Source organism: Chloroflexota bacterium, from assembly GCA_026713825.1.
In the GTDB taxonomy this organism is placed as follows: domain Bacteria; phylum Chloroflexota; class Dehalococcoidia; order Lucifugimonadales; family UBA1127; genus UBA1127.
Genome location: JAPONS010000102.1, coordinates 1 through 11,018 on the forward strand (window position 1 = coordinate 1; position 11,018 = coordinate 11,018).

The 11,018-nt window shown below is 64.6% G+C and carries 12 protein-coding genes and 1 tRNA gene; 5 read left to right on the top strand and 8 right to left on the bottom strand.

Annotated features, from left to right (window positions below; all coding sequences use genetic code 11):
- Together OXC99_11845 and OXC99_11850 are read right to left on the bottom strand one after the other, a co-directional pair.
- On the bottom strand, window positions 1-482 hold a 482-nt coding region (locus OXC99_11845), incomplete at its 3' end, for a hypothetical protein (protein ID MCY4625676.1).
- A gap of 75 nt (window positions 483-557) precedes the next feature.
- Window positions 558-902, bottom strand: a complete 345-nt coding sequence (locus OXC99_11850) for a redoxin domain-containing protein (protein ID MCY4625677.1) — start codon at window positions 900-902, stop codon at window positions 558-560.
- Between the two features lie 418 nt (window positions 903-1,320).
- On the opposite strand from OXC99_11850, the gene OXC99_11855 reads away from it, so the two are divergent.
- Together OXC99_11855 and OXC99_11860 are read left to right on the top strand one after the other, a co-directional pair.
- Entirely contained in the window at window positions 1,321-1,578 is a 258-nt protein-coding gene (locus OXC99_11855; GenBank protein ID MCY4625678.1) for a hypothetical protein, read from the top strand.
- Window positions 1,579-1,687: 109 nt separating this feature from the next.
- Window positions 1,688-3,007, top strand: a complete 1,320-nt coding sequence (locus OXC99_11860) for a cation diffusion facilitator family transporter (GenBank protein ID MCY4625679.1) — start codon at window positions 1,688-1,690, stop codon at window positions 3,005-3,007.
- A gap of 174 nt (window positions 3,008-3,181) precedes the next feature.
- On the opposite strand, the gene OXC99_11865 is transcribed toward OXC99_11860, so the two are convergent.
- The 3 genes from OXC99_11865 to OXC99_11875 form a co-directional block, all read right to left on the bottom strand.
- The gene (locus OXC99_11865) at window positions 3,182-4,210 is read right to left on the bottom strand and encodes a CBS domain-containing protein (GenBank protein MCY4625680.1); all 1,029 of its coding nucleotides are present in this window, start codon (window positions 4,208-4,210) and stop codon (window positions 3,182-3,184) included.
- 119 nt (window positions 4,211-4,329) lie between these two features.
- A complete protein-coding gene (locus OXC99_11870) occupies window positions 4,330-5,649 on the bottom strand; it encodes a Rieske 2Fe-2S domain-containing protein (GenBank protein ID MCY4625681.1) in 1,320 nt (439 codons plus the stop codon).
- Between the two features lie 128 nt (window positions 5,650-5,777).
- Window positions 5,778-6,533: a hypothetical protein gene (locus OXC99_11875; GenBank protein MCY4625682.1), complete on the bottom strand. Its 756-nt coding sequence runs from the start codon at window positions 6,531-6,533 to the stop codon at window positions 5,778-5,780.
- Window positions 6,534-6,895: 362 nt separating this feature from the next.
- Here OXC99_11875 and OXC99_11880 point away from each other — a divergent pair, with 362 nt between their 5' ends.
- The 3 genes from OXC99_11880 (at window position 6,896) to OXC99_11890 (ending at window position 8,518) form a co-directional block, all read left to right on the top strand.
- Entirely contained in the window at window positions 6,896-7,396 is a 501-nt protein-coding gene (locus OXC99_11880) for a nicotinamide-nucleotide amidohydrolase family protein (GenBank protein ID MCY4625683.1), read from the top strand.
- 74 nt (window positions 7,397-7,470) lie between these two features.
- Window positions 7,471-7,545 (top strand) — tRNA-Gly (locus OXC99_11885).
- Window positions 7,546-7,750: 205 nt separating this feature from the next.
- Window positions 7,751-8,518, top strand: a complete 768-nt coding sequence (locus OXC99_11890; GenBank protein MCY4625684.1) for a methyltransferase domain-containing protein — start codon at window positions 7,751-7,753, stop codon at window positions 8,516-8,518.
- Window positions 8,519-9,215: 697 nt separating this feature from the next.
- Here OXC99_11890 and OXC99_11895 read toward each other — a convergent pair.
- The 3 genes from OXC99_11895 to OXC99_11905 form a co-directional block, all read right to left on the bottom strand.
- Window positions 9,216-9,638 carry a globin gene (locus OXC99_11895; GenBank protein ID MCY4625685.1) on the bottom strand — a complete coding sequence of 141 codons (423 nt, stop codon included), beginning with the start codon at window positions 9,636-9,638 and terminating at the stop codon, window positions 9,216-9,218.
- 69 nt (window positions 9,639-9,707) lie between these two features.
- The gene (locus tag OXC99_11900) at window positions 9,708-10,259 is read right to left on the bottom strand and encodes a carboxymuconolactone decarboxylase family protein (GenBank protein MCY4625686.1); all 552 of its coding nucleotides are present in this window, start codon (window positions 10,257-10,259) and stop codon (window positions 9,708-9,710) included.
- A gap of 295 nt (window positions 10,260-10,554) precedes the next feature.
- The gene (locus tag OXC99_11905) at window positions 10,555-10,863 is read right to left on the bottom strand and encodes a putative quinol monooxygenase (protein ID MCY4625687.1); all 309 of its coding nucleotides are present in this window, start codon (window positions 10,861-10,863) and stop codon (window positions 10,555-10,557) included.
- Window positions 10,864-11,018: the final 155 nt, after the last annotated feature.

Below are 11,018 nucleotides of genomic sequence, written 5' to 3' on the forward strand. Positions count from 1 at the left end.
GCCGTCGGCGCGGGCCGAGGCGTCGCCGTCGGAATCGGCGATGGCGTAATCGTCGGCGCCGGAGCCACCACAGGCGCGGGTGCGTCAGTCGGAGCGGTGACGGCGGTCGGCGCTGCCACCGGCGCCGTTGTCGGCGCGGGCGCTGCCGTGGGCTCCGTCTGCACAGGCGTCGCATCGCTGACGGCGGAAGTCGGCAGCGTCCCCGAAGTGGAGGCGGCCGCCGACGGAGCCTCAGGCTCCGCCGACGCCGTCTTGCCCGATAGGGTGTTCAGCCACTCTCGCCACTTGCCCTCACCTTGCAGCCCGCCGTTCTTGCGCAGGACAATCTCGCCCGAGGCGTCGATGCCCACCGCGGCCGACTGCTGCGAGATACGGTAGTCCTTGACGGGGTCCGCGCTTACGGGGGCCAGGGGCCAGAAGAAGTCATTCCTGTCTGCCCACCCGCTGATCCTTTCCTCTGACTCGCTTGGGTCAATGCCCACACCAATCAGGACAACGTCATCCTGGTAGTCGGGATAGAGTGATCGCAGATGCCGAAACTCGGCATTGCATGTCGGTCACCACGTTGTGAAGAAGTAGAGGAGAACCGGCGACCCCGCTGCCGTGACCTCGGACAGGTTGAACGACTCGCCCGCGACGGTCTCCACCGTGAAGTCCGGCGCCAGGTTGCCAACCTCGTGCCCGATGGGAGTGCTCGGCTCTGGCGCGGAGTCCGTCGTGGCCGTCACCGAGTCGGCAGTGGCGGGGCTGGAGTCCGTCGACACGGCTGCGTCGCTATCCGGAGCGGTGGCGGGCTCCGCGTCGCCGCACGCCGCCGCGGCCAGCAGGCAAAGGGCTGCCGCCGGCGCAAGAAGCGCGGACCACCAGCTCGTGCTCTGGGACCGGGGCCAACTTCGCTTCATCGTCACCTCCGTCGACACAAGCTATTTTGATTATAGGGCAACCCCGGCCTGAGTTGAGCATTCGGAGGGGGCAGCAGACCGAAAATTCGCCACCATCCCCTCGTTTCGCCGCCTTCCGAGGCCCCTCAATCATGAGTTTTCTGACCCTTGGCCTCTGTGGATTGAGAATTCGTATCAGTGGGCGCGGGACATTGTCCTGGGCGCTCCGCAATGTCGCTGAAGAGGATGAATGCTGCGGAAATCCCTTGGAAGAGGGAGGTTTCGTTTGCCAGGAAAATACCGGCTTTTGATGTGGTTGGATGGGTATCGGTAGACCTTGTATCATTCATTTGTAGTGGGTTGACATGGCTAGTCTCACTGGGTACTTTGGGGGTATCTCAGTTGTGTCTCAATCAAGGAAGATGGCAAGGAGGAATGCATGACCACACATGACCACAGCCACGAGCACGACGACCACTGTCACGAGCATGCCGGCGAGCATTGCCACACCCACGATGGCGCCCACTGCCATGAGCACGGCGCTGGCCACTGCCACACCCACGGTGACCAGGCCTGCGCTGCCATAGGCGGCGTCGAGACCATGGACGAGCACGGTCACATCCACTGCCACGAGCACGGCGGTGAGCACTGCGCCGCTGATGACGACCCCCACCACGTCGCACACGCCGTCGCGTAGCGTGTCGGTCCCGAAAGGGCGCTATAGGTAACCCGATCGAAACGCAAGTCGGATGTCCGGCTAGGGGATGCCCTGCCGGACATCCGCTATTGCACGGAAGGGAGCCGTCGTGACGACAGAGCACCGGCACGATCACGAGCATGACCACGAGGGCCATGACCACGCTCACGATGAGCATGACCACGCCCATGACCACGAGGGCCACGATCACGCCCACGACGAGCATGACCACGCCCACGACCATGAGGGCCATGACCACGCCCACGATGAGCATGACCACGCCCACGACCATGAGGGCCATGACCACGCCCACGACGAGCATGACCACGCCCACGACCATGAGGGCCATGACCACGCCCACGACGAGCATGACCACGAGGGCCACGATCACGCCCACTACGAGCATGACCACGCCCACGACCATGAGGGCCATGACCACGAAGGCCACGACCATGACGACCATGGGCACGGCGGCCACGGCCACCACCATGGGCACGGCGGCCATGACCACGCCCACGACCTGCGAGGCGCCAGCAAGAAGAGCTTGGTCCTCGCCCTAATCCTCATCGGCGGCTTCATGTTCGTCGAGGTCGTCGGCGGCGTCCTGTCCGGCAGCCTCGCTCTTCTCGCCGACGCCGCTCACATGCTCACCGACGCCGCCTCGATCGCCCTGGCCCTCTTCGCCATGTGGATCGCCAACCGGCCGGCAGCCGCCGGGTCAACCTTCGGCTTCTACCGCACAGAGGTCCTCGCCGCGCTGGCCAATACCGTCAGCCTCTGGCTTATCGCCGGCTGGATCTTCTTCGAGGCATATCACCGCTTCTTCGACACCCCGGAGGTCGAGGGCCCGCTGATGTTCAGCGTCGGCGTCGTCGGTTTGATTATCAACATCGCCGCCGCATGGGTGCTGCACCGGGCCGCGGGCGAGAGCCTCAACGTCGAGGGTGCATTCCAGCACGTGCTCGCCGACCTCATGGGCTCCGTCGGCGTCATCATTTCCGGCATCCTCATCCTCACCTTCGAGTGGTACATCGCCGACCCCATCATGAGCGTCCTCATCGGCCTGCTCATCCTCAAGGTCTCCTGGGGCCTCTTCATGCGCGTCTTCAAGGTGCTGCTGGAGGGTACGCCGGAGACCGTGGACATCTACAACATCTGCAGCGAGATGGAGGACGTCGAAGGAGTTACCCTCGTCCACGACGTCCACGCCTGGACCATCACCTCCGGCTACGACGCCTTCACGGCCCACGTCTTCGTGAGCCCCACTCAGGCCGGCCGGCAGGAGGATATCCTGAAGCAGCTCCGGAAGATCGTGTACAGCCACGGGCTCAACCACGTCACAATCCAGGTCGAGCTCTCCGTGGCCGAATGCGCCGAGGAGCGCCACCACGTCGAGCACCTGCAGGCGCGCTTCGCCCCGCAGGACTAGGCAACCCCGCCCAACCATCGCCACCGACGGCTCGACGCCAACCGACCAAACGAAAGAGGGCCCGGCGGAAACTCCGTCGGGCCCTCTTCTCTATCTCTTCCGTTCGCCCCGAGCCTGTCGAAGTACAACAATGCAGCTAGCCCCTGACTGCCATACCGCCAATGGCCCAATCCACTAGGTCTGCATCTGAGCGATGTTCCTTAGGAAACGTGCGCATTCACGCAGTGTTTCTTTGTCCTCCGGCTCTATTCCGTCTGGATGAAAGTGCATTACACCGTTTCTGATTTCTCTCACTCTATCCAAGTGCTCCACAAAGACTGCGCGGTCAATCGCCAGCTGCAGTTTGTCCCAATTGTCTTTCTTTTCCAATAGATGGCATATGTCGCCCAATGTTAGGTCAGCCGAACCTTCAATTGTATGTCCGTCCAGACCACCCGATGTGTCTTGGAGTTCGTGCAAAGTGAAGCCCCTTAGCACAAGCCGCCTCAGGTGCATTTCAATTTCACCCAAGATCAAGAACGGGCCAGCTAGTTCCATAAACTGATTTCCCAAATCGCTCGACGTTACTATGCCCACAATTCGATTGTCTTCTCCCCTAACCAAGACATAACCATGTTCAGAGATCTCCTGAACAGCGTCCAATAGGGGCGTATTGGTCAAGACCTCCCTTCCAGCCTCCATGCAGTCCCTAACGTATTTGCAAGTCTTCCCCAACATTGTCCTAGCGCCTATGGACTTCCAAGATATTACGCCTTTGACTTCCCGTTCAGTCACCATAACCGGCAACTGTGAGTAATCCTTCAATTGCATTATCGTTACGGCCTGTGTGACGAGAGCATCTGGTGCAACGTAGATTGGCGCTTGGTTGGCGGCACCAAGCGTCCCAATCCTAACTGTCGGGTCTGCAATTGACTCAACGATTTCGCCTGCTTCTGTGGAAGCTTGGGCACTGGAATCCAATTCAATAGATATGGATTCGTCAATGTAAGTGAATTCAAAGTCAGGGTTGGTTTGTAAGCCGAGAGCCTCTAGTGTGTTTCTTATGTGCGCTACCTTGTGGATGCCACGTCTCGAATAGCCAAACCAAGCCAGAAGCGTTCTAACTGAAACCCGCTCAGGCTCGACACTCCCATTGGGAGTGCCTGAGTCGCTGAGTCGCTGTTCGACGGCGACTAGCTCCGGTGGTGCCTCTCTTGTACTCAATTGAATCCTCAAAACAGTAGGGTTGCTTAGAAAGGGCCCGGCGGAAACCCCGCCGGGCCCTCTTTCGTCTCTACTTACGTTCGCCCCGTGCCATTCGTGGGGCGAGTGTTCCCGCCCCCCTACACCGCCGGCACGCCGCCGATGATGGCGCGGTCGAGCTCCGGGTGGTCGATCCAACCGTCGCGGAAGTCCTTCGTCGCCTCGTACCAGTCGCAGCCGATGGGCAGCATCGCGCCGCCCGACCGCACCGCGTACACCTCCGGGTTGTCGACGCCGGGCGGGGTCTCCCCCTCCTGCAACGAGCGCGCGGCCCGAAGCAGGCGCCGCCGCGAGCGGATGATCATCTGGTCGCTCGTCCCCAGCCGCTCCTTCTCGCGGTCCACGATCGGGTCCATGCTGACGGTCACCGCCTGGTCCTCCAGGAAGATGCTGTTCAGGCCGGCGAAGGACTCGGTCTTCTGCCTCTCGCGGTCAATCTGGAAGTCGTTGTCCATGTCGGCGACGCAGCGGAAGCGGTCGAAGAAGCCGGTGCCGTTGGGGTACGTCTCGGTCGCGCCGGACGCCCACTTGCCCTTCGGCCGCTCGCCGTTGGGCCCAAACAGCGGCGACCGCTGGTTCGACGAGATCGCCAGCGTGTGGGTGTCGTCCATCGGCACCCAGGCGCGGAACTTGTGCTCCAGCCCCAGCACGCCGGGCGGCGTCATCGCGTAGAACGGCATCAGGAAGTTGGCGAAGCGCCAGTAGTTCATCCCCTCCATCGCCGGCCGGTACGCCCCGTACATCGTCCCGAAGTCCGTGTCGATGGCCGCGTAGTGCGGCGCCCGGTTCTGCAGGTGCCACCACGCCCAGCTTCCCACCGGCGTGTCCTCGTACTGGGTCAGGCCCAGGTGCAGGTACAGCGTGTGGACCGTGTCGATGTCGCCCTCCAGCGCCTGCATCCAGTTGCACGGCCGCATGTACGCCGATACAACCACGTCCTCCATCATGTTCGACGGCAGCTCCGGCAGCCCCGGCGGGTTGGCCCGAGGCCCCATGTACGTCCACATGATGCCGCCGCGCTCCTCGACGGGGTACGCCTTGATCTTGACCTTGTCCTTGAAGTTGCTCTCCGCCGGCTCCGACGGCATGTCGACACAGGAACCGGTGGTGTCGAACTTCCAGCCGTGGTACACGCAGCGGAGGCCCTGCTCCTCGTTCCGGCCGAAGAACAGGCTCGCCCGGCGGTGCGGGCAGTAGTTGTCGACCAGGCCCACCTTGCCGTTGCTGTCACGGAACGCGACCAGCTCCTCGCAAAGCAGCATGACGCGGACGGGCGGGCAGTCCGCCTCCGGCAGCTCGTTGGAGAGTCCGAAGGGCATCCAGTACTCCCGCATCAACTCGCCCATCGGCGTCCCCGGCCCAACCTGAGTGAGCATCTCATTGTCTTCGCGTGTGAGCATCCAACTCCTCCTCGTAGGTTCTGGCATTCCACCTCGCGCAGCGCGCACGAAGTGACTAGGGAGAGAGTAATGGGAAGGAACGCAGTCGTCAACGGGAACAAGAGCGGCGGCAGAACGAGTTTCGCTAGCTACCCCGCTTCCAACCCCCGTATCCGCTCCTCGATGTCCGCCAGGCTCGGGTAGTCCTCATCCGCCAGCTTGTAGCACCGTTCGAGGTACAGCTGCGCGAGGTCCCCGCCGTTCCGCGACGGGTCCTTCGCCGCCCGCAGCAGCGAGTCAATGTAGTACCGCTCCGGCAGGTACCGCGACAGCACCCGCACCTCGTCCTCAGCGTCCTGCACCTGCCGAGCGTCGCTCCCCTCGACGGCGAACCGCAGCCGCCCCGTCAGCTTCGAGAGCTCGCCCAGCCGGTCCCGGTCGCTCATCAGCTCGAACAGCACCTCGTTGATGCTGTGCCCGCTGATCGCCTCCGGCTCCGACACCGCCCCGGCCGTCGCCGCGTCGCCGATGTAGCTCTGGTACCGCCCTGCGTACTCCTGCACCACGTCGTTCACGCGCATCAGCATGTCCTGCACCTGCCCCGCCGGCACGTCGCCGCCGAAGACCAGGTCGTCGCCCCGAGCCTCCGCCAGCGACTCCAGCTGCGCGAGCCCGCCCGTCTCCTCCGGCATCGGCGGAAACGCAAACGCTGAGAGCTCCTGCGCGTTCACGTTGGGGAGCTGGGTCGCCAGAAACGGCGGCATGTACTTCACAAGGTCAATCGCAATAGGCAGCACCACGACATACTTCGAGTACAGCTTCCCAACGCCGTCGCTCTCCCGAAAATACAGCAGCGCATGCCCCTTCGGAGCCGCCGAATCCCCGCGCTCGAAAACCAGGTTCATACACGCCTCAAAAGTTGTTCCTACCGCCATTATATCCCACCCACCCCCAACCGTCGTTCCCGCCCCCACCCTCGTCGTTCCTGCGCAGGCAGGAACCCCGACAAACCGCAGCCCTTCATTCACCCAACCCCCACCCACCCTCCATCCCGGCGGACGCCGGGATCCAGAGGGGCGGTGAAGCGGGGGCATTCGCCAAGGCCTCCATTACCTGCAAACCGACGAGGGTGGGAACCCGGGCGCGGGGTGAGGGGCCGTTCGCCCTGAGGGAAATCGAAGGGTGAACGGGGGGGCATAAGCGCCCGCCCCCCACGTCCGCCCTCCCCTGCCCTTGCCCACTCCTCCCACCCAGCTACAATACCCCCATGCTTGACCTCAACCGCCTCGCCGAAGCCCTCACCGAGCGCGCCCTCACCGTCGCCGTCGGCGAGTCCGCGACGGGCGGCCTCCTCAGCTACCTCCTCTCCTCCGCACCCGGCGCGTCCCGCTACTTCCTCGGCGCCGTCACCGCCTACGCCAACGACGCCAAGTCCGAGCTCCTCGCCGTCCCCGACGACGCCTTCGCAGGCGGCGCCGTCAGCGAGCCCGTCGCCCTCGCGATGGCCCGCGGCGCCCGAGCCCTCTTCCGCGCAGACGTCGCCATCGCCGACACTGGCATCGCCGGCCCCGGCGGCGCAACCGACACCAAGCCCGTCGGCCTCTTCTACGTCGCCTTGTCTGCAAGGCGCGCCCTATCCGCCCGCGACGGCTACGAGACCGTCCGCACCCTGCACCTCACCGGCGACCGCGAGCAGGTCCGCCGCGCAGCCGCCGACGCCGCCCTCACGCTCCTCGCCGAATACGCAGACGCCCTCCCGACCCCCTGAACCAGCCTCTGCATTCTCCTCGCCAACCGTCTATACTGAAATGGTCGGCCATCCAAGGCCGAGTGTCGCGGCAAGCGGGCGTAGCTCAGCGGTAGAGCCCCTGCCTTCCAAGCAGGTTGTCGTGGGTTCAACTCCCATCGCCCGCTCCACCCCCTCACCTCCACCTCCATACCGGCGGAGGCCGGTATCCAGGGGTGGGGCACCCCCACCACCAACAAGGTTGAATAGCCACCCCCTCCGCCTCCATACCGGCGGACGCCGGTATCCAGGGGCGGGGCATCCCCACTACAGACCTCTTTCGCGATTCCCTTGCACCCCCGCGCACCAACACCGCGAAGCGCGTAAAATACCCCCATGACGGACTGGAACTCAGAGGTCTACCTCACCTTCGGCAACGAGCGCCTGCGACCCGCCCTCGACCTCCTCGCGCAGGTCCCCGCCGACCGCCCGCAGGTCGTCTACGACCTCGGCTGCGGTCCCGGCACCGCGACCGTCTACCTCAAGCGGCGCTGGCCCGACGCCCGTGTCATCGGCGTCGACGGCTCCCCCGACATGCTCTCCCGCGCCCGCGCCGAGCACTCGGACATCGAGTGGGTGGAAGCAGACCTCACGACGTGGCAGCCCGACACTCTCGGCGACGTCGTCTACTCCAACGCGGCATTCCAGTGGATGGACGACCACCACACCCTCTACCCGCGCATCGTGGAAACGGTGAAGCCCGGCGGCGCCCTCGCTATCCAGGTGCCCAACAACTGGCGGGAGCCCAGCCACGTCGGCATGGCCGACACCGCCCGCAACGACCGCTGGCGCGACCGCGTCGTCCCCATCCTCCGCGAGCTCCCGGTGCTCACCCCGCAGCAGTACTACGACATCGTCCGGCCCCTCGTCAGCTACCTCAACATCTGGGAGACCACCTACCACCAGCAGCTAGAGGGCGACAACCCCATCGTAGCGTGGACCTCCGGCTCCTCCCTCCGCCCCCTCCTCGACCCCCTCACCGACGAAGAACGCGCCGCCTTCATCGAGGAATACACCACCCGAGTAACCCCCCACTACCCCAAGCAAGCCGACGGCCGAACCATCTTCCCCTTCCGCCGCATCTTCCTCGTCGCCATCCGCTAACCCCTCCGCCTCCATACCGGCGAAAGCATGCCCCGTACCGCGATACGGGGCCGGTATCCAGGGGCGGGGAAGGCGCCCCCGCTCGCCGCAATCTCCACCTCCGCGTCATTCCCGCCCCCAACCCGTCGTTCCTGCAAAGCATGCCCCGTACCCGATACGGGGGCAGGAACCCCGACGCATGGCAACCACCCTTGCCTTGACGCACCCCCCACCGCCTCCATACCGGCGGAGGCCGGTATCCAGGGGCGGGGCATCCCCATCACCGAGCCATTGGACTAGCATTCCCCCCGCGTCATTCCTGCCCCTTCTCCGCGTCATTCCTGCGAAGGCAGAGCCTGCCCCCGCGAAAGCGGGGGAATCCAGAAGGGCGGCGGAGAGGGGCCCCTTCCCCCTCGGGGGGAAGGCTGGAATGGGGGGAGCCCCAGGGTGGGGAGCGTCCGTTCGTGCTGAGGGAAATCGAAGCCTGTCCTGAGGCTCTCGAAGGGTATGAACGGACCCCGGGTGGGGTAATCTCTCCTGGGAGCAATACCGAGTGACCCACCCCCCCTCCGTCTCCATACCGGCGGACGCCGGTATCCAGGGGCCGTGCGGGGCATCTCCACTCGCCCTGCCCCCACCCCCACCTCAACCAAGAAAATAGGGGCAACCCTTGTAGTTGCCCCCGTTCGCCACGTTGACCCTGTAACCCGTCCGACCCTCAATCCTTATTGATCATGAACTGCGACGCCTTCTCAAAATAATCAATCAGCATCGTCGCATCCGACCGGTCCACACCGGACTCCAGCACACACGCGCTCATGTGCGAGAACCACGCGTCCCGCTCCGCCTGGCCTATCGCGAACGGCAAATGCCGCATCCGCAGCAACGGCCGCCCCCGCTCCATCGAGTAGTACGGCGGCCCGCCCCAGAGCTGCACCAGGAACATCGCCAGGTGGTTCTTCCCCGGCTCCAGGTCCTCCGGGTACAGCGGCCGCAGCGCCGGGTCGGCCTCCACCTTCGCGTAGAAGCTCTCCACAAGCGCGTTGAAGTACGGGATGCCCCCCACGCGCTGGTACAGCGTCCCCGACTGCTGCGGCCCCTGCACGAATCGCTCCTGCGGCCCCTCCATCGACTCTCCCATTTGTCCCTAAGGATGCGTGGCCGGCCCGTTCGCCCTGAGGGAAATCGAAGGGTGAACGGACCGCCCCCCCTACGGCACCGGCAGCTGGTCGGCGTCCTCCGCCGGCTGCAGGTCGAAGGCGTTGTTGATCGCCGAGATGTACTGGTACTGGCCAATCGTGCCCGTCAGCTCCACCAGCCAGCGAGTGCCCTTCCGCTCCACCAGCGAGTCAAACAGCCCCTGCTCGACTTTGTTGGTCTGCAGCAACTGCCGCACGTAGGTGATGATGTCCTGCTCGTCCCGCTCCAGCCCGCTCACATCCTCGCGGTTCCGCACGACCTCGATCGCCTCCTCGCGCATCCCCTGCCGCCGGCCCGTCGCCACGTGCGACGCCCACTCGTACCGCGCGTCCTTCTCCCGCGACACCGCGATGATGCACAGCTCCCGCTCCACCTGCGATAGCGTGGACTGCAGCCGCACATGGGCGCCCGCCTCCATCACCTTCTGCGCTAGCCCCGGGCTGTACAGCAGCACCCCAAACGGCCCCCCGACGCGGTTCAGCGTCTCCACAATCGCATCAATCTCCGCGTGCTGCTCCTCCCCAACATCCTCTTTCTCCGTCAGCAACTTAACTCGTGGCATCTCATTCTCCTCTCAATTCATCTCCGACTCTGGTACACAATCAGTCATTCCCGATCCCGACCCGTCGTTCCTGCGAAGCATGCCCCGTACCCGATACGGGGGCAGGAACCCCGACGCGTGCCAGCCCCACAAAAGCCCTCCATACCGGCGGAAGCCGGTATCCAAGGGCGTGGGGCAACCTCACGTCAGACCCCCTCCGCGCCCCCAACTGTCGTTCCTGCGAAGGCAGGAACCCCGACATATGGCGCTCCCACTGCTCGCCCTGAGCCAGTCGAAGGGCGCGAACGGCCACCCCCTACCCCCACTCCTCGTCCGTCGGCGCAAGATTGCTCCCCATGTGCACCGATTGCCCCTCGCGCCAGTCGCCGGTGGTCTCCCGCATCCGAAGGAAGTGCGGCGCTTGCGTATGCGCCTGGAACGCCGCCTCATCCGTGTACACCTCGTACAGGTGGATCGTGTTCGCGTCGTTCGCGTCCTGCACCACGTCGAACCGAAGGCACCCCGGCTCGTCCTCCCGAGCGCCCTTCGCATTCAGCAGCATCTCCGCCAGATACTCCTCCCGGTGATCCGGCTTCATATGGATCGTCACAAACAGAATGTGCATGTCGCTCCTTCCAACCCGTTCACCCTAAGCCCTCACCCCCGTCGCTCCCGAGGCTCATGTCATTCCTGCGTCCCCCCTCGTCATTCCTGCGAAGGCAGAGCCTGCCCCGCACTCGATACGGGATGGGGGAGCTCTCTCACCTTACTCCCAGCACC

Excerpts from the sequence above, each read along its gene's own strand:
- OXC99_11850 (MCY4625677.1), bottom strand. The coding sequence starts at position 902 with ATGAAGCGAAGTTGGCCCCGGTCCCAGAGCACGAGCTGGTGGTCCGCG.
- OXC99_11855 (MCY4625678.1), top strand. The coding sequence starts at position 1,321 with ATGACCACACATGACCACAGCCACGAGCACGACGACCACTGTCACGAG.
- OXC99_11870 (MCY4625681.1), bottom strand. The coding sequence starts at position 5,649 with ATGCTCACACGCGAAGACAATGAGATGCTCACTCAGGTTGGGCCGGGG.
- OXC99_11875 (MCY4625682.1), bottom strand. The coding sequence starts at position 6,533 with ATGAACCTGGTTTTCGAGCGCGGGGATTCGGCGGCTCCGAAGGGGCAT.
- OXC99_11880 (MCY4625683.1), top strand. The coding sequence starts at position 6,896 with ATGCTTGACCTCAACCGCCTCGCCGAAGCCCTCACCGAGCGCGCCCTC.
- OXC99_11890 (MCY4625684.1), top strand. The coding sequence starts at position 7,751 with ATGACGGACTGGAACTCAGAGGTCTACCTCACCTTCGGCAACGAGCGC.
- OXC99_11895 (MCY4625685.1), bottom strand. The coding sequence starts at position 9,638 with ATGGGAGAGTCGATGGAGGGGCCGCAGGAGCGATTCGTGCAGGGGCCG.
- OXC99_11900 (MCY4625686.1), bottom strand. The coding sequence starts at position 10,259 with ATGCCACGAGTTAAGTTGCTGACGGAGAAAGAGGATGTTGGGGAGGAG.
- OXC99_11905 (MCY4625687.1), bottom strand. The coding sequence starts at position 10,863 with ATGCACATTCTGTTTGTGACGATCCATATGAAGCCGGATCACCGGGAG.